Annotated in this window: 18 protein-coding genes; 10 read left to right on the top strand and 8 right to left on the bottom strand. The window is 76.0% G+C overall.

From position 1 onward, the window contains the following. Position 1: 1 nt before the first annotated feature. Positions 2–607 (top strand): 3-isopropylmalate dehydratase small subunit, encoded by a 606-nt coding sequence (leuD, locus tag ACI79G_RS01835; protein ID WP_456879164.1) that lies wholly within the window; start codon positions 2–4, stop codon positions 605–607. A 180-nt stretch (positions 608–787) separates the two neighbouring features. Here the strand turns inward: leuD and ACI79G_RS01830 are convergent, their stop codons facing one another. Genes ACI79G_RS01830 through cofC form a run of 3 tightly spaced genes read right to left on the bottom strand, consistent with a single transcriptional unit; the run spans position 788 to position 4,475 of the window. Further along, the gene (locus ACI79G_RS01830) at positions 788–1,735 is read right to left on the bottom strand and encodes an NUDIX hydrolase (RefSeq protein ID WP_456879162.1); all 948 of its coding nucleotides are present in this window, start codon (positions 1,733–1,735) and stop codon (positions 788–790) included. Then, positions 1,725–3,785: an RNA degradosome polyphosphate kinase gene (locus ACI79G_RS01825; RefSeq protein WP_456879160.1), complete on the bottom strand. Its 2,061-nt coding sequence runs from the start codon at positions 3,783–3,785 to the stop codon at positions 1,725–1,727. The genes ACI79G_RS01830 and ACI79G_RS01825 overlap by 11 nt, the downstream gene beginning before the upstream one ends. A 48-nt stretch (positions 3,786–3,833) precedes the next feature. Next, positions 3,834–4,475, bottom strand: a complete 642-nt coding sequence (gene cofC / locus ACI79G_RS01820) for a 2-phospho-L-lactate guanylyltransferase (protein ID WP_456879158.1) — start codon at positions 4,473–4,475, stop codon at positions 3,834–3,836. Between the two features lie 142 nt (positions 4,476–4,617). On the opposite strand from cofC, the gene ACI79G_RS01815 reads away from it, so the two are divergent. From ACI79G_RS01815 to ACI79G_RS01805, 3 genes are read left to right on the top strand one after another with little or no spacing between them, the layout of a single operon-like run. Then, positions 4,618–5,433, top strand: a complete 816-nt coding sequence (locus ACI79G_RS01815; protein WP_456879156.1) for a lysophospholipid acyltransferase family protein — start codon at positions 4,618–4,620, stop codon at positions 5,431–5,433. Further along, the gene (locus tag ACI79G_RS01810; protein WP_456879154.1) at positions 5,430–6,440 is read left to right on the top strand and encodes an NAD(P)H-dependent glycerol-3-phosphate dehydrogenase; all 1,011 of its coding nucleotides are present in this window, start codon (positions 5,430–5,432) and stop codon (positions 6,438–6,440) included. Before ACI79G_RS01815 ends, ACI79G_RS01810 begins: the two co-directional genes overlap by 4 nt. A gap of 25 nt (positions 6,441–6,465) precedes the next feature. Continuing rightward, positions 6,466–7,617: a cystathionine gamma-lyase gene (locus ACI79G_RS01805; RefSeq protein WP_456879152.1), complete on the top strand. Its 1,152-nt coding sequence runs from the start codon at positions 6,466–6,468 to the stop codon at positions 7,615–7,617. 79 nt (positions 7,618–7,696) lie between these two features. On the opposite strand, the gene ACI79G_RS01800 is transcribed toward ACI79G_RS01805, so the two are convergent. After that, the gene (locus ACI79G_RS01800; RefSeq protein ID WP_456879150.1) at positions 7,697–8,449 is read right to left on the bottom strand and encodes a CDP-alcohol phosphatidyltransferase family protein; all 753 of its coding nucleotides are present in this window, start codon (positions 8,447–8,449) and stop codon (positions 7,697–7,699) included. Between the two features lie 88 nt (positions 8,450–8,537). On the opposite strand from ACI79G_RS01800, the gene ACI79G_RS01795 reads away from it, so the two are divergent. Both ACI79G_RS01795 and ACI79G_RS01790 read left to right on the top strand, forming a co-directional pair. Beyond that, a complete protein-coding gene (locus tag ACI79G_RS01795; RefSeq protein WP_456879147.1) occupies positions 8,538–9,689 on the top strand; it encodes a D-alanine--D-alanine ligase family protein in 1,152 nt (383 codons plus the stop codon). Continuing rightward, entirely contained in the window at positions 9,686–10,333 is a 648-nt protein-coding gene (locus tag ACI79G_RS01790; protein ID WP_456879145.1) for a hypothetical protein, read from the top strand. The genes ACI79G_RS01795 and ACI79G_RS01790 overlap by 4 nt, the downstream gene beginning before the upstream one ends. Positions 10,334–10,380: 47 nt before the next feature. On the opposite strand, the gene ACI79G_RS01785 is transcribed toward ACI79G_RS01790, so the two are convergent. The 3 genes from ACI79G_RS01785 to ACI79G_RS01775 form a co-directional block, all read right to left on the bottom strand. After that, on the bottom strand, positions 10,381–11,673 hold the full coding sequence (locus tag ACI79G_RS01785) for a glycosyltransferase (RefSeq protein WP_456879143.1): 1,293 nt from the start codon (positions 11,671–11,673) through the stop codon (positions 10,381–10,383). Between the two features lie 142 nt (positions 11,674–11,815). Further along, entirely contained in the window at positions 11,816–12,364 is a 549-nt protein-coding gene (locus ACI79G_RS01780; RefSeq protein ID WP_456879141.1) for a DUF3515 domain-containing protein, read from the bottom strand. 77 nt (positions 12,365–12,441) lie between these two features. Continuing rightward, positions 12,442–12,675 carry an Lrp/AsnC ligand binding domain-containing protein gene (locus ACI79G_RS01775; RefSeq protein WP_091212468.1) on the bottom strand — a complete coding sequence of 78 codons (234 nt, stop codon included), beginning with the start codon at positions 12,673–12,675 and terminating at the stop codon, positions 12,442–12,444. 92 nt (positions 12,676–12,767) lie between these two features. Between ACI79G_RS01775 and ACI79G_RS01770 the strand changes: the two genes are divergently transcribed. The 3 genes from ACI79G_RS01770 to ACI79G_RS01760 are packed head-to-tail and all read left to right on the top strand — an operon-like array spanning position 12,768 to position 14,924. Beyond that, positions 12,768–13,802, top strand: a complete 1,035-nt coding sequence (locus ACI79G_RS01770; protein ID WP_456879138.1) for a thiamine-phosphate kinase — start codon at positions 12,768–12,770, stop codon at positions 13,800–13,802. After that, the gene (locus tag ACI79G_RS01765; RefSeq protein WP_456879136.1) at positions 13,786–14,295 is read left to right on the top strand and encodes a GNAT family N-acetyltransferase; all 510 of its coding nucleotides are present in this window, start codon (positions 13,786–13,788) and stop codon (positions 14,293–14,295) included. The genes ACI79G_RS01770 and ACI79G_RS01765 overlap by 17 nt, the downstream gene beginning before the upstream one ends. Next, positions 14,292–14,924 carry a cytidylate kinase-like family protein gene (locus tag ACI79G_RS01760; protein ID WP_456879134.1) on the top strand — a complete coding sequence of 211 codons (633 nt, stop codon included), beginning with the start codon at positions 14,292–14,294 and terminating at the stop codon, positions 14,922–14,924. Before ACI79G_RS01765 ends, ACI79G_RS01760 begins: the two co-directional genes overlap by 4 nt. Before the next feature lie 30 nt (positions 14,925–14,954). Here the strand turns inward: ACI79G_RS01760 and rpmB are convergent, their stop codons facing one another. Continuing rightward, positions 14,955–15,137 carry a 50S ribosomal protein L28 gene (gene rpmB, locus ACI79G_RS01755; protein WP_425283681.1) on the bottom strand — a complete coding sequence of 61 codons (183 nt, stop codon included), beginning with the start codon at positions 15,135–15,137 and terminating at the stop codon, positions 14,955–14,957. A gap of 183 nt (positions 15,138–15,320) precedes the next feature. Between rpmB and ACI79G_RS01750 the strand changes: the two genes are divergently transcribed. After that, positions 15,321–16,940, top strand: coding sequence for a DAK2 domain-containing protein (locus ACI79G_RS01750; RefSeq protein WP_456879132.1), 1,620 nt, complete (start codon positions 15,321–15,323; stop codon positions 16,938–16,940).

Here is a 16,940-nt window from a genome sequence, read left to right as displayed (position 1 = left end):
CATGGACGCCTTCACCACGCACACCGGCACCGCGGCCCCCCTGCGCCGCAGCGCCGTCGACACCGACCAGATCATCCCGGCCGAGTACCTGAAGCGGATCACCCGCACCGGGTTCGAGGACGGCCTGTTCGTCGCCTGGCGCCGGAACGAGCCGGACTTCGTGCTCAACCAGCCGCAGTACGCCGACGCGTCGGTCCTCGTGGCCGGTCCGGACTTCGGCACCGGCTCCTCGCGCGAGCACGCCTGCTGGGCGCTGCTCGACGGCGGGTTCCGCGTGGTCATCAGCTCGCGGTTCGCCGACATCTTCAAGAACAACTCGACCAAGTCCGGGCTGCTCACCGTCGTCCTGCCGCAGGCCGAGGTCGAGGCGCTGTGGGCGGCGGTGGAGGCCGACCCCGCCACGCCGGTGACCGTCGACCTGCAGGAGCAGCGCGTCTCCTACGGCGGCCACAGCGTGCCGTTCGAGGTCGACGAGTACACCCGCTGGCGGTTGCTGGAGGGCCTCGACGACGTCGGGCTCACCGAGCGGCACCTGGCCGACATCGAGGCCTTCGAGGCCCGCCGTCCGGCCTGGCTGCCCAAGGCGCTGCCCGCCCTCCCCGCCTGAGGACGGGGCCGTCCGGCAGTGCGCTCGGGTGGCTGTCCACGACTTCCCACCCTCGCGCTGTTCCACCCGCGTGCGCGCCGCTGCAGCGGCGCGGAGGCGTCAGGAACAGCGCGACAGCGCGGCACTGCGCCGCCCGGTACGAGCGACCGCAGCAGCCACCACGCCGGGTGCCCGCGGCCTTCAGCGCAGGCCGGTGAAGGCCGGGTCCTCGGCGGCGTCGGCCGAGAAGTCCCGGTAGTAGTCGGCCGACAGCGCGCCCGGCCGCCCGCCCAGCACCCACGTGCTGCCCTTCGCAGCGGGCGGGTGCAAGGTGCCGGGAACGCCGGCGAAGCGGACGCCGAGGGCCGCCAGCACCGACGGGATCGCCCCGCCCTGGCTGCAGACGACGGCCACCCCCGGCTCCTCACGCGGGCCGAGCAGCCGCTCGACCGCGACGAGGGCCGCCTGCGGATCGGCGGCGTACTCTTCCTCGCCGAGCTGGGGCAGTGAGCCGATGCCCTGGCCCAGCCGGGCGGCCAGCGGCTCGAGGGTCTGCCGGCAGCGGACCCGCTCGGCGGTGAGCAGCTCCACGGGGGCGAACAGCGGGAGCACCCGCGCCAGCCGCGCCGCCTGCCGGCGGCCCTTGCCATCCAGCGGGCGCAGCTCGTCGGGGCCGTCCCAGTCGGACTTGCTGCCGGCCTTGGCGTGCCGGACCAGCAGCAGCGAGGGCTGCCGGGGGACGTCGGTGCGCGCCAGGTCGGCCAGCACGGCGCGGTCGTGGGCGTGGCTGACCAGCGCGCAGGCATCCTCGACCGGCAGCCAGCGCAGCTCGTCGACCTCGTCGTTGGGCTCGAACTCGCCGCCGACCACCCGCATCAGCCAGTAGTCGACCCGCTTGGGACCCTCCGGCACCTCGTACTCGGTGCGCACGCTGCGCCGTCCGACGACGACGTCCAGCCCGGTCTCCTCGGCCACCTCGCGCACCGCGGTCTCCAGCAGGTGCTCGCCCTCGTCGGGCTTGCCCTTGGGCAGCGACCAGTCGTCGTACTTGGGCCGGTGCACCAGCGCGGTCTCGAGGCCGCCGCCGTCCGCCGGGCGCCACAGGGCGCCACCGGCGGCGCGGACCAGACCGCCGGTCTCAGCCGGCATGGTCCACCGCCGCCGCCATCAGCGCGCCCTGGTAGTCGCACTCGCCGGTGCGGGTCCAGGTGCCGTCGCTGCCCAGCTCCCAGCAGCGCACGCCCTCGGCCATCGCCGCGTCGAACATCCCCTGCAGCTCCCGCTCGGCGGTCTCGTCGCACACCCGCAGCAGCACCTCCACGCGGCGGTCGAGGTTGCGGTGCATGAGGTCGGAGCTGCCGATCCACCACTCGTCGTCCCCACCGCCGGCGAACCACATCGCCCGCGAGTGCTCGAGGAACCGGCCCACGATCGAGCGCACCCGCACGTTGTCCGACAACCCGGGGACGCCGGGCCGCAGCGAGCAGATGCCGCGGATGAGCAGCTCCACGGGGACACCGGCCGACGACGCGTCGTAGAGGGCGTCGATGAGCTCCTCGTCGACCAGCGAGTTCACCTTGATCCGGATGCCCGACGGCCGGCCCTCGCGGGCGTGGCGGGCCTCCCGCCGGATCTTCTCCACCAGCCCGGGACGGATGCCGTGCGGGGCGACCATCAGCCGGCGGTAGGTGGTCTGCCGGGAGTAGCCGGTGAGGGTGTTGAACAGGTCGGTGAGGTCGGCGCCCACCCGGGGGTCGGCGGTGAGGATGCCGAGGTCCTCGTAGAGCCGCGCGGTCTTCGGGTTGTAGTTGCCCGTGCCGATGTGGCAGTAGCGGCGGATCACGCCGCTCTCCCGGCGCACCACCAGCGCCGTCTTGCAGTGGGTCTTGAGCCCCACCAGCCCGTAGACGACGTGGCAGCCGGCCCGCTCCAGCGAGCGGGCCCAGCTGATGTTGGCCTCCTCGTCGAAGCGCGCCTTGATCTCCACCAGGACGACGACCTGCTTGCCCGCCTCCGCGGCGTCGATGAGCGCGTTGACGATCGGGGAGTCACCCGAGGTGCGGTACAGCGTCTGCTTGATCGCCAGCACGTTCGGGTCGGCGGCCGCCTGCTCGATGAAGCGCTGCACGCTGGTCGCGAACGAGTGGTACGGGTGGTGGACGAGCACGTCGCCCTCCCGCAGGGTCGCGAACACGCTCTTGGGCGTCTCGCCCTCCGACAACCGCGGGTGGGTGGCCGGCACGAACGGCTCGTCCTTGAGCTCCGGCCGGTCGAGGCCGTAGAGCTCCCACAGCGCGGCGAGGTCGAGCAGGCCGGGCACGTGGACGACGTCGGAGCCGTCCACCTCCAGCTCGCTCATGAGCACGTCGAGGATCCGCGGGTCCATCGGCTCGGCGACCTCCAGCCGCACCGCCGGGCCGAAGCGGCGGCGGGCCAGCTCGCGCTCCAGGGCCTGCAGCAGGTCCTCGTCGCGGTCCTCCTCGACCTCCAGGTCGGCGTTGCGGGTCACCCGGAACAGGTGGTGGTCGATGACGTCGAGGCCCGGGAACAGCTGCTGCAGGTGCGCGGCGATGAGGTCCTCGAGCGGCAGGAAGGTGGCGTCGCGGTCGGAGCTGGCGACCCGCACGAACCGGGGCACGTTGTTGGGCACCTTGAGCCGGGCGAAGCGCGGCGCGCCGGTGTCGGGGTCGCGCACCTGGACGGCGAGGTTCAGCGACAGCCCGCTGATGTAGGGGAAGGGGTGCGCCGGGTCGACCGCCAGCGGGGTCAGCACCGGGAAGACCTGGTCGCGGAAGTACTCCCGCAGCCGCTTGGCCTCGTGCTCGGCCAGCTCACCCCAGTGCACGATCCGGATCCCGGCCTCCTCCAGGCGCGGGGAGATGTCCTTGGTGAAGACGTCGGCGTGCCGGTGCACCAGGTCGCGCGTCCGCTCGGTGACCCGCGCCAGCTGCTCGCGGATGGTCAGCCCGTCGGGGGAGCGCACCGTCAGACCGGTGCTCTGCCGGCGCTTCAGGCCGGCGATGCGGACCATGTAGAACTCGTCGAGGTTGCCGGCGAAGATCGCCAGGAACTTCACCCGCTCCAGCAGCGGCAGGGAGTCGTCCTCCGCCAGCTCCAGCACACGGGCGTTGAAGTCCAACCACGACAGCTCGCGGTTGATGTACCGGTCGGCGGGGGCGCCGGGTCTGGTCGAGGGCACGGGCTCATCGTGCCGCAGTCCGGTTGCCGGTGGGTCGCCGGCAACGGGTCAGCCGGGCGGCCGGGCGGCTCCGCCCAGCAGCGCCGCGGTGTGCGGGCCGACGCCCAGCGCCCGGGCGGCCTCCAGGTCGCCGGGTGTGTCGACGTCCCGCTGCAGCCCCGGCCAGCCACCGGTCAGCGGGACGGCGCCACCGGCCGCGTGCCGCTGCGCCGACCCGGCTCCGAAGGCGGGGGAGAGGGCGGTGCCGACGGCGGTGAGCAGCGTCGTCCCGGTGCCCTGCGCGTCGGCGACGAAGCAGCGCGCCGCGACCTCCGCCGCGGCGAGGGCGGCGGTCAGCTCCTCCGGGCGCAGCGCCGGCAGGTCCGAGGAGAGCGCGGCCACCGCGGCGGCCCCGGTGACGCGGGCGCCGTGGGCGAGCGCCGGGTTGAGGCCCCGGTCGGGCTCGTCGGGCACCGTGGCGGCGCCCAGCCGGGTCACCGTCCCGGCGGCCGCGGGGTCGTCGGTGACGACGAGGACGGCGGCGACGGCGGGCGAGGCCAGGGCCGCCGCCACGGTGTCGGCCAGCAGCGCCAGGACCAGCCGGTCGTGCGCGGTCCCCGGCGGACCCTCCAGGCCCGCGGGCAGCGGGGTCAGGCGGGTCTTGGCCAGCCGCAGCCGCTTGGCCGGGACGACGACCGACCACGCGCGCACGGCCACAATGTGAGCACACCGGCGGAGGGCGCCGACCGGCCGGACCGGACCCCGGTGCGCCGCGCGGACCGGTCCGGGCCACGATGGGTCCTCAGGACGTCGCCGGTCCGGCCGGGGCCGGGCGGGCAGGAGGGAGGAACCGGTGACGCAGGACGGGTCCCCGGGGACCGGGGGATCGCGCCGCACCGGAGCCCCGTCGTCGCGGTGGCGCACCCGCCGGCCGCTGCCGCCGGCCCTGGCGCTGTGCGTCGCGGTGGTCTACCCGGTCACGGGGCTGCTGTTCCGGATGCGCTACCGGCACGCCGAGCGCTTCCCGCGCACCGGCCCGGTCCTCCTGGTGGCCAACCACGTGTCGGTGCTCGACCCCCTGGCCTGCGCCCGGCTGGTCTGGGACTGCGGCCGCGTGCCGCACTTCCTGGCCAAGGAGGCGGTCTTCACCGGGCTCGCCGGGCGGATCCTGCGCGCCGCCGGGCAGATCCCGGTGGCCCGCGGCCGGGCCGACGCGCGCAACTCGCTGGCGGCCGCCGAGGCCGACCTCGCCGCCGGCAACGTCGTGGTCATCTACCCCGAGGGGTCGGTCACCCGCGACCCCGACTGGTGGCCCATGGAGGCCCGCACCGGGGTCGCGCGACTGGCGCTGACCACCGACGCCGTCGTCCTGCCGGTGGCCCAGTGGGGGCCGCAGCGGCTGCACGACTACCACACCAAGCAGCTGCACCCGCGGCTGCGCACGCGCGCCGACCACCTGGTCGGCGAGCCGGTGGACCTCACCGACCTGCGCGCGCAGGTGCGCGCGGGCCGGCCGCTGACCGGGGAGCTGCTGCGCGAGGTGACCGACCGCATGATGGCCTGCGTGCGCGACCAGCTGGCCGAGCTCCGCGGGGAGCCGGTGCCCACCTCGACCACCCCCCACCCGCGGCGCACGCTGCCCGGCGACCTGCCCGGGAGCGCCGCGTGAGCCGCAGCATCGGCACGCGGGCCGCCGTCCTGGGGGCCGGCTCCTGGGGGACCACCTTCGCCAAGGTGCTCGCCGACGCCGGCTGCTCGGTGGTGCTGCACGCCCGCCGCCCGGAGCTGGCGCACGCGATCGGCGAGACCCGGGAGAACCCCGACTACCTGCCCGGCATCCGGCTGCCCGACCGGCTGCGCGCCACGGCCGACGCCGCCGAGGCGCTCGCCGACGCCGCGATCGTGGTGCTCGCCGTCCCCTCCCAGTCGCTGCGGGCCAACCTCACCGAGTGGGCGCCGCTGCTGCCCCCCGACGCCGTGCTGCTCTCGCTGATGAAGGGTGTCGAGCTGGGCACCACCAAGCGGATGAGCCAGGTGATCGGCGAGGTCACCGGCGCCGGGCCCGACCGGGTCGCCGCGCTGTCCGGCCCCAACCTGGCCCGCGAGATCGCCGAGGAGCAGCCGGCCGCGACCGTGGTGGCCTGCGAGGACCACGACCGCGCGGCGCAGGTGCAGGCCGCCTGCCACACCCCCTACTTCCGTCCGTACACCAACCAGGACCTGGTGGGCTGCGAGCTCGGCGGCGCGGTCAAGAACGTCATCGCGCTGGCCTGCGGCATCACCGAGGGCATGGGCTTCGGCGACAACACCCGGGCCTCGCTGATCACCCGCGGGCTGGCCGAGACCGCCCGGCTGGGCGCGGCCCTGGGCGCCGAGCCCGCCACGTTCGCCGGGCTGGCCGGTCTGGGCGACCTGGTGGCCACCTGCAGCTCCCCGCTGTCGCGCAACCGCACCTTCGGCGAGCGGCTGGGGCGCGGCATGTCGGTGGAGGAGGTGCAGCGGACCACCCGGCAGGTCGCCGAGGGGGTGAAGAGCTGCCAGCCCGTGCTGGACCTGGCGCGGGCGCACGGGGTCGACATGCCGCTGACCGAGGCCGTCGTCCGGGTGTGCCACGACGGCGTCCCGGTGACGCAGATCGTCAAGGACATCATGTCCAGGGAGGCCAAGCCCGAGTGACCGCGTCGACCAGAGCGGAGCGCACGTGAGCGAGCTGCCGGAGGAGTGGGGCGACGGCACCCGCTCGGTCCGTGCCGGTGAGGACGCGCCCGTGCCGGGCGCGCCGCTGCGGCCCTCGCCGGTCTTCGCCGCGCCGTTCCACCTCGGGGACCGGCCACCGCGCGCCGACGGGGCGGACGCGTACGCGCGCACCGAGCACCCCACCCTCCGCGCCTTCGAGGCGGCCGTGGGCGAGCTCGACGGCGGTCGCTGCCTGTCCTTCGCGACGGGCATGGCCGCGGTCACCGCCGCGCTCATGGCCTGCGCGAGCGCGGGGGACCGGGTGGTCCTGCCTGCCGACGGCTACTACACGACCCGGCTGCTGGGACGTGAGGAGCTCGACCGGCTGGGCCTGCGGGTGGAGTACGTGCCGACGCCGGAGATCGAGGGCCGCGCCGCCCGTGGGGAGCTCCGGGGTGCCCGGCTGGTGATGCTGGAGACGCCGAGCAACCCCCAGCTCGACGTCTGCGACGTCGCCTCGGTCGCGGAGGCGACCCGGGACGCCGGCGCGCTGCTCGCCGTCGACAACACCACCGCCACGCCGCTGGGCCAGCGTCCGCTGGCCCTCGGTGCCGACCTCACCATCGGGGCGGACACCAAGGCGCTGACCGGGCACAGCGACCTGCTGCTCGGGCACGTGAGCACCACCGATGACGCGGTGTACGCGCGCCTGAAGAGCTGGCGGGACCACACCGGCGCGACCCCGGGGCCGTTCGAGGCATGGCTGGGCCACCGCTCGATGGCCACGCTCGACCTGCGGCTGACCCGCCAGGCGGAGAACGCCCGCGCCGTCGCCGAGCTGCTGGCCGCCCATCCCCGGGTGACCGGCGTCCGGTGGCCCTGGCGGCCGGAGGACCCCTCGTTCCCGCTGGCCTCGAGGCAGATGGCCCGTCCGGTGGGCGTCGTCTCGGCGGTGCTGCCCGACGAGGCCGCCGTCGCGCGGCTGGTCGCCACCAGCCGGCTGTGGGCGGCGGCCACCAGCTTCGGTGGTCTGCACAGCACGCTGGACCGGCGGGCCCAGTGGGGCGGGGACGACGTCCCGCCGGGCTTCGTCCGGTTCTCCTGCGGCATCGAGGACACCACCGACGTGGTCACCGACCTCGCCATCGCGCTGGACGCCGCCCTCGGGGGCCTGTAGCACCCGGTGACGTCGTGGAGCGGCCCCGTCCCGGGCACCGCCCTGAGCCTGCGAGGGGTGGGGAGGACGGGGTCCTCTTTCAGGCGGCCGCGGCGAACTCGGCCCGCCGGCGGCGAGCCGCCCGGGCGGTCAGCCACAGGCTCACCCCGACGTAGTACCCGAGGTAGGCCAGCGACAGGGCCACCACGATTGGGTGCGGGTCGGGCACCTGCACCAGCAGGACGGCGTAGGTGGCCAGCCAGACGGCCGTCAGCGCCAGGCTCAGCCCGCGCAGTGCCTTCGTCCGCGACGGGTAGAGGTAGCGCACCGGCACGAACACCAGCGCCGAGCACACGACGAGCACCGTGGCGACCACCGCCGGGGCCAGGTCGAGGACGACGGCGTAGAAGGCGACCACGTTCCAGTAGCTCGGGAAGCCCAGGAACGCGTGGTCCTCGGTCTTCGCGTCGACCCGGCAGAACTGGTAGCAGGAGGCCAGCAGCGGCAGCGCGGCGACGACCCACCCCGCGGCGCCGCCGGGCAGCGACCCGGTCGTCCACAGCAGCACCACCGGCGCGAAGGCGTACGTGAGGTAGTCGACGATGTCGTCGAGCCGGGCGCCGTCGAACCAGGGGATCGTCTCCTTGACCCGCAGCCGGCGGGCCAGCATCCCGTCGGTGCCGTCGACGACGAGGGCCACCAGGCCCAGCCACAGGGCGGCCACCGCGTCGCCGTCGAACGCGGCCAGCACGATGAGCAGCCCGAGCACCGAGCCGATCGCGGTGTAGAGGTGGACGGCGGCCCCCGCCAGGCGCAGCCTGCGCGAGGTCGTCGCCGTTCCGGCTGCGTTCATCGGGTCGAGGTTCCCACATCCGGACGCGATAGGTCCGTCCTGCCCGTCGTCCGGGCGCGGTGGAGGGCCTCGACTAGGGTCGGCCGCGATGAGCGGACAGGCGGGCAAGCGGCGGATCGCGGTGGTCTTCGGCGGCCGCAGCGCGGAACACCCCATCTCCTGCGTCTCCGCCGGGGCCGTCCTCGCGGCGCTGGACCCGGACCGGTACGACGTCGTCCCCGTGGGCATCACCCGCGACGGCGGCTGGGTGCTGACCGACCCGGGGCAGCGGCTGGCGATCGTCGACGGCGCGCTGCCGGAGGTCGCCGGCGGGACCCCGGTGACGCTGGTCGGCGACCCGAGCGGGCGCGGCCTGCAGCGCCTGGACGGCACGGGGGAGCGGATCGCCGTGGACGTCGTCTTCCCCGTGCTGCACGGCGCCTACGGCGAGGACGGCACCATCCAGGGGCTGCTGGAGATGAGCGGCATCCCCTACGTCGGCTCGGGCGTCTTCGCCAGCGCGGCGTCGATGGACAAGGAGTTCACCAAGAAGCTCCTCACCGCCGCCGGGCTGCCCCAGGGCGACCACGTGGTGCTGCGCGACCCCTCCGGGGCGCTGTCGCCCGACCCCACGCTGCTCGACGACCCCACCCGGGAGCGTCTGGGCCTGCCGGTGTTCGTCAAGCCCTCGCGGGCCGGCTCCAGCATCGGGATCACGAAGGTCACCGACTGGGCGCAGTTGCCCGAGGCCGTCGCGACCGCCGCCGCGGTCGACGCCAAGGTGGTCGTCGAGGCCGCCGTCCCCGGGCGGGAGATCGAGTGCGGCGTCCTGGCCACGCCCGGCGGCGGGCTGCCGCAGGCGAGCCTCCCGGCGGAGATCCGGCTGCACCCGGGCACGGACTGGTACGACTTCGCGGCCAAGTACCTCGACGACGCCGCGGACTTCGACGTCCCCGCGGACCTCACCCCCGAGCAGACCCGGGCGGTGCAGGAGGCGGCCTGCCGCGCGTACCTGGCGATGGACTGCCGCGGCCTGGCGCGGGTCGACTTCTTCCTCGGCACCGGCCCCGACGGCGCCGAACGGCTCGTGGTCAACGAGGTGAACACCATGCCGGGGTTCACGCCGATCTCGATGTACCCGCGGATGTGGGCGGCCTCGGGCGTCGACTTCACCGCGCTGGTGGACCGGCTGGTCGAGGTCGCCCTGGCCGTCGCGCCGACCGCCGCCGGCCACCCGACGTTGGACGGCACCCGGGCGTGAGCCCGGTGGCGGCCGTCCGGCGCGGCGGGCTGGCGCTGCTGCTGGCCCTGCTGACCGGCTGCGCCACCTCGACGGACGGCGACTCCTCCGCCGCACCGGCCGCGGCGACACCGGACACGCCCCGGCAGCTCGAGGGCCTCGTCGTCCCCGCGGTGCCCTCCGGCCTGCCGCGCGTGCCCGACGACGCCCTCTCACCCCCGGCCGGGGAGAAGCTGGTCGAGGACGTCGCCGGCTACGCCGAGGACGCCGCCCGTGAGCGCGAGGTGCTCGACGACTACGGCTACCGCTTCGGCTGGGAGCGCTACTGGGGCTCGGGATCCGGGCCGCTGACCACCGTCGCTGCCCACCAGTTCGAGACGACCGACGGCGCCGCGGCGTTCACCGCGGACCTGGCCGCCCACGAGGCCGAGGTCTACGGCGGCCTGCTGCGCGAGGACCCGCCGGACCTGCCCCCGGGCTGCCGGCTGCTGCAACTCGAGGAGGGCGCCCCGGCGGCGGGGGTGGCTGCACCGGCCGCTCTCGCCTGGTGCGCGCGCGGGGCGTTCAGCGTGGCGGTCACCGCCGTCTCCGGGTCGGTGGAGTCGGCGACCGCGGAGGTCCGGGCCGTCGTGGCGGCCCAGCTGGAGCGCCTCCCGTCCCCGTGAGCCGGGGCTCCCGGTGGGCGGGGTGTCCGACGAGGCTGTGCCGGCCGTCACGGTCCGGTGAGCGACTCCTCGACGAGCTCAGCGGCCCGCCCCGCGCCACCGGCCGCGGCGAGGTCCTGCGACAACCGCTGTGCCGTCTCGCGCATCGCGGGCTCGGCGAGCACCCGGTCGACGGCGTCCCGGACGCGCGCCGCGCGGGGGTGACCGGTGCGGAGGTCCACACCGACGCCGCTCCACGCCACCCGCCGGGCCACCTCGGGCTTGTCCAGGTCCGCGCCTGCCACGACGAGCGGGACACCGGCCGCGACCGAGGCCAGGACGCTGCTCCAGCCGCCGTTGCTCACCATGACGTCGACCAGGGGCAGCAGCAGGTCGTAGGGCAGGAAGGGTGCGACGCGGGCGTTGGGCGGCACGGGTCCGAGAGACCCCGTGGTGTCCCGGCCCGTGGTCGCCACGACGAGCGCGCCGCTGTCGGCCAGACCGGAGAGCGCGGGCCGGAGGAGGTCCCCGGGGTCGACGTGCAACGTGCCCTGGGAGACGTGCACCACGGGTCGGCCCTCGGCCCGGGCCTCGACCAGCTCGGACCACCACTGGGGCAGCTCCTGGGAGACACCCGGCGAGGGCGGCGGGGCGAGCCGGCCGACGTAGTGGACCCACGCCGGCAGGTCCGGCCGGGGGTAGTCGAAGCCGGGGACACCCTGGGCGAGCACCAGCCGGGTGGAGAACAACCCGTCGAAGCCGGACACCGGGGCCGGACCGAGGCCCACCTGGGCGCGGACACCCGTGATGATCGGGTCGAGCAGCCGGCGGGTCCCGGCGCCGGCCAGGGCCCGGAGTGCGGCGTCCCGGGCTCGTCCGGCCGCCGTGGACGCAGGTCCCAGTCGCATCCCCGGCGGCGGCAGGTGTCGGCTGGCCAGCACGAGCGGGATCACCGCCACGGTGGCGAACGGGAGCCCCAGCACCTCGGCGGCCAGAGCACCACCGACGGACATCTGGTCGGTGACGATCGCGTCGGGGCGGACCCGCTCGGCCAGCGTCACCAGGTCCCGAACCTGACCGGCGCCGGTGCCCAGGACGACGTGCTCGCCGTTGGCCCGACCCGCCCGGACTCCCTTGCCGGTGCCCACCTGCGGGAAGGTGGCGGCGAGGTCGGCGTCGTCGAAGTCGGGCGCCTGCCGCCACGGTTCCCAGCGCGCGCCCACCGCGGCGAAGCGCGGCGCGTATTTGGCGCCGGTGTACACCACGACGTCGTGACCGCGGCCCACCAGCTCGGCTGCCAGGGCCAGCGTCGGGGTCACGTGTCCGGCGAACGGCATCACCGACAGGACGAACCGGGCCATCAGCTCGCTGCTCGCCTCAGCGGGTCACCCGGTGCGCGGCGGATGTCGGCACCGCACTGATGGCCGGAGCGACGAGGGCGTCCCGCACCCGTGCCTGCGCTGATCGACGCGGATCCCATCCCGGTTCCTCGGGGTCGCCGGCTCAGCCGCCGGCGTCGACCGGCTGGGCGGGGAGCGTCCCGGTGATGACCGGGCCGAGGGCGGTGACCGGTGCGGAGTCGGTGTCCGCGGAGACGGTCACCTGCAGGTAGACCGGCCGGTCGACGGCGGTCCAGACGATGCTGTCCGGGTCGGTGGTGTCGACCAGCCACTCGACGCCGTTGACCTGGATGAGCGGGGACGTCGGCTCCAGCGCGGCGGGCCGCTCGACACCGCAGACGAGCACCACCGGCGGCTCGCCCCAGGCGTAGGCGTACGGGGAGTCGGACTGGACCGGGCGGGACTGCTCGCCGGCCAGTTCCAGCGGCAGGGCGCCCATGAGCGCCGGGCAGTTCGCGTCGGCCTCCGGGGTCACCGGTGGCACGTCCACCGGCAGCGGCGGCAGGTCGGCCCGCTCGGGCGCCTGCGTGCCCTCGACGTCGGCGACCGCGTCGTCGGTCCGGTCGCCGGCGTCGTCCCCACCGAGGACGCGGGTGAGCACCAGCAGCACGACCACCAGCGGCAGGACGACGGCCGTGACGACGAGCGCCACGCGCCGCAGGGGGTCGTCCGGCCGGGAGGGCCGCGGCGGCGGACCGGGCTCCGGGGTGGGGTTCTCGGTCAGGGCGCTCAGATGTTGACGACGGGGCAGGTCAGCGTGCGGGTGATGCCGTCGACCGACTGCACGCGGGCGACGACCAGCCGACCGAGCTCGTCGACGGTCTCGGCCTCGGCCCGGACGATCACGTCGTAGGGGCCCGTGACGTCCTCGGCCTTGGTGACACCCGCGATCTCGCTGATGGTCGACGCCACCTGGGCGGCCTTGCCGACTTCGGTCTGGATGAGGATGTAGGCGTGGACCACGGGAGACCTTTCCTCGGCTGGCGTTGCGGGTGCGGCGTCCGCGCCGGTGGGCGGACAGTTGCGCAACCTACCGCAGTGAGCTGGAGGGACCGGTGACTCGTCCTCGTCCGCTGGTCCCGCGCGACGACCCCGCCGACAGCGTGCGGGTCGTCGGCGAGTTCGGCGTGATCGCTCGCGTGCTCGCGCGGTCCGGCGTCGCGCGGGTCGCCGAGGTCGGGCCCGGCGACGACGCGGCCGTGCTGCGGGCCCCCGACGGTCGCGTGGTCGCCACCACCGACGTCCTGGTCGAGGGCCGGCACTTCCGGCGCGACTGGTCGTCGGCCGAGGACGTCGGGCACAAGGCGGCGGCGGCCAACCTCGCCGACGTGGCCGCGATGGGCGGGGTGGCGACCGCGCTGCTGGTCGGCCTGGCCTGCCCGCCGGACACCCCGACGACGTGGCTGGAGGGGGTGGCCGCCGGGCTGGCCGCGGAGTGCGCGCCGCTGGGAGCGGCCGTCGTGGGCGGCGACACGGTGTCCGCGGCCCCGGACAGCGGGGGCGTCGTCCTGTCGGTGACCGCGCTGGGTGACCTGGGAGGGCGGGCGCCGGTGCTGCGCTCGGGTGCCCGGCCCGGCGACGTGCTGGCTCTGGCCGGCCGGCTGGGCTGGTCGGCGTGCGGCCTGGCCGTGCTGCGGCGCGGGTTCACCAGCCCGGCCGCCGCGGTGGCCGCGCACCGCCGTCCGGCGCCGCCGTACGCGGCCGGCCCGGCCGCGGCCGAGGCGGGCGCGACGGCGATGTGCGACGTCAGCGACGGGCTGCTCGCCGACGCGGGGCACGTCGCGGAGGAGAGCGGCGTGCTCGTCGACGTCGACCGGGCCGCTCTGGTCCGGGCGACCCTCGAGCTGCCCGGCCCGCTGCAGCAGGTCGCGGCCGCCCTCGGCGGGGACCCGATGGCCTGGGTGCTCACCGGCGGCGAGGACCACGCGATGCTGGCCACCTTCCCGGCCGGTGCCGACCTGCCGGAGGGCTGGGCGCGGATCGGCACGGTGCGCGGGGGCGAGCCGGGGGTGCGGGTGGACGGCGAGCCGGCCGAGGCGGTCGCCGCGGCCGTCGGGGCGGAGGGGACCGGTCATGCGCACTTCCGCTGACGCCCGGCTGGCCGACGGCCGCCCGGTGGTGCTGCGGGCGGTGCCCTACGACGACCCGCTGGCGCGCGAGCTCGTCGGCCGCGTGCAGCAGGAGTACGTGACCCGCTACGGCGGGCCCGACGAGGCCGTGGTCGGCCCGGCCGAGTTCGAGGCCCCGGCGGGGCTGTTCCTCGTGGCCGAGGTGGACGGCGTCCCCGCGGGGTGCGGCGGGTGGCGGGTGCACGCCCCTGGCGTGGCCGAGGTCAAGCGCGTGTACGTGGCGCCGGAGTTCCGCCGGCAGGGCCTGGCGCAGCTGCTCATGGCCGCGCTCGAGGACAGCGCGGCCGCGGCCGGCGCCCGCTCGGTGGTGCTGAACTCGGGGTCCCGGCAGCCCGAGGCGCTGGCGCTGTACGCCGCACTCGGCTACACCCCTGCACCCGGGTACGGCGTGTACGCGGGTCTGCCCGGGGCGGTGTTCCTGGGCAAGCGGCTGACCGGTGAGGAGGAGCGGTGAGCGGAGCCGGTGTGGTGACGATCTCGGCCTCCTACGGCGCCGGCGGTGACCTGGTCGGCCCGGCGGTCGCCGCGCGGCTGGGCCTGGTCTTCCACGACCGGGCCATCCCCGCGCAGGTGGCCGGCCGGCTCGGCGTCCCGCTGGCCGAGGCGGAGGCCAACGACGAGAACGTCGCCCGCGGGCTGTGGCGGATCGTCGCCTCGCTGGGCACCATGCCCGACCCGATGGGCGGCGTCGTCCCGGTGACCGAGCAGCTCGACGAGCGGACGTTCCGCCTGCAGACCGAGCGGGTGGTGCGCGAGATCGCCGACGGGCAGGGCGGGGTGGTCCTCGGCCGGGCCGCCGCGCTGGTGCTCGGCGACCGTCCCGACGCGCTGCACGTCCGCCTGGACGGACCCGAGGAGCGGCGGCTCGACGCGGTGGTGGCGCGCACCGGACGCCCGCGCGACGAGGTGCGGCGGGAGCTGCGGGCCAACGACGCGGCGCGCGAGGGGTACGTGCGCCGGTCCTACCGGGTCGACGCGACCTCGCCGCGCATCTACCACCTCGTGATCGACAGCACCGCGCTGCCGCAGCAGACGGTGGTCGACCTGGTGGTCGAGGCGGCCCGCGCCCGCGGCATCGGCTGAGGCCCCGCTCCTGGCCGCCGGGGGCGACCGTCAGGCGCGCACGACCTTGCCCGCGCGGATGCACGAGGTGCAGGCGTTGATGCGGCGACGGTTGCCCGGGGCGACGAGCGCCCGCACGGACTGGATGTTCGGGTTCCAACGGCGCGGCGTCCGCCGGTGCGAGTGCGACACCGACATACCGAAACCGGGCCCCTTGCCACAGACATCGCACACGGCAGCCACGGTGGATCACTCCCAGAAGATTCGCTCACGGACGGCGGCACGCCGACGCGCCCGCACACAGACCAACGGAGAGTCTAACCGGTCCTCGGCGGAGACGTCGCGGAGGTCGGCGGGACCACGCCTCCGCCCGGTCGTGCACCCGGCGTCGTCGGTCCGCGTGGGTACCCTCCGGCCGTGCTGCCGGCGCTCGACGACGCCGCGGTCGGCCAGTGGTGCCGGGCCGCGGTCGCCGTCCTGTCCGCGGCCCGGAGCCGCATCGACGACCTCAACGTCTTCCCCGTCCCCGACGGCGACACCGGCACGAACCTGCTGGCCACCGCCGAGGCCGCCGTGGCCGCGCTCGACGAGGCAGGGGAGGGCGGCACCGAGCCGGCCTGGGCGCTGCTGGCCCGCGGCGCGGTGCTGGGCGCCCGCGGCAACTCCGGCACCATCCTCGCCCAGCTGTGGCGCGGGCTGGCCGACCAGCTCGCCGGGCAGCCCCCGGCCGACGGGCCGACCCTCGCCGCGGCCCTGCAGAAGGCCGCCGACACCGCCTACGGCGCGGTCGCCGACCCCGAGGAGGGGACGTTCCTCACGGTCGCGCGGGCCGGTGCCGAGGCGGCGGTCGCCGCGGTCGCGGCCGGGCACGACGCCCTGGGCGAGGTCGTGCGGGCCGCGGCCGACGGCGCCCGCGCTGCGCTCGAGGCGACGCCCGGGCAGCTGACCGTGCTCCGCGACGCCGGGGTGGTCGACGCCGGGGGAGCGGGGCTGTGCCTCGTCCTCGACGCGCTGGTGACCACGGTGACCGGCGTCGAGCCCGACCGCCCGTCACTGGCCCGCCGGCCCCAGCGCGGGCACCCCCACCACGCCCACGACCACGGCGACCTGCCGCACCAGCCGCCGGCCGGGCCGGGCAGCGAGGTGCAGTACCTGCTGGCCGACAGCGACGAGGCCGCCGTGGCGCAGCTGCACGAGCGGCTGGCCGCCCTCGGCGACAGCCTGGTGGTCGTCGGCGTCGACACCCCCGGCGGGCGCGAGTGGAACGTGCACGTGCACGTCGCCGACGTCGGCGCCGCGATCGAGGCCGGCATCGAGGCGGGGCGCCCGTACCGCATCTCGGTCACCCCGCTGGCCCCGGTGCGACCGCCGGCGCCGGTGCCCGACGCGCGGGCGGTCGTGGCGATCGTCCCCGACGGCGGGCTGACCCGGTTGTTCTCCGACGAGGGCGCCGCCGTCGTCCCCTGCGGGCCCGACGGCGTGCGGGAGGACGACGTGCTCGCCGCCGTCCTGGGGTCCGGCGCGGCCGGCGTGGTCGTGCTGCCCAACCACCCGACGCTGACCGCACTGGCCTCCCGCGCCGCGGAGCGTGCCCGCGAGGAGGGCCGCGACGTCGCCGTCGTCCCCACCCGCTCGCCGGTGCAGGGCCTGGCCGCGCTGGCCGTCGCCGACCCCAGCCGGCGCTTCGGCGACGACGTCATCACCATGGCCGAGGCGGCCGCGGCGACCCGCTGGGCCCAGCTCACCGTCGCCGAGCAGGAGGCGCTGACCAGCGCGGGGCGCTGCTCGCCCGGCGACGTGCTCGGCTCCGCGGAGGGCGACGTCCTGCTCATCGGTGCGGAGCCGGTCGCCGTCGCCTGCGAGCTGCTCGACCGCATGCTGTCGGCCGGCGGCGAGCTGGTCACCCTGGTCGTGGGCCCGGACGCCGAGCTCGCCGACGCCGTGTGCGCGCACCTCGCGGGCGTCCACCCGACGGTCGAGGTCTCCCGCTACGACGGCGCGCCCGAGGGGGTCCCGCTCCAGGTGGGGGTGGAGTGA

It is taken from the genome of Geodermatophilus sp. SYSU D00779 (assembly GCF_054050595.1).
The sequence above is the reverse complement of the archived record's forward strand: the minus strand, read 5'-3'. Positions and strand labels throughout refer to the sequence as shown.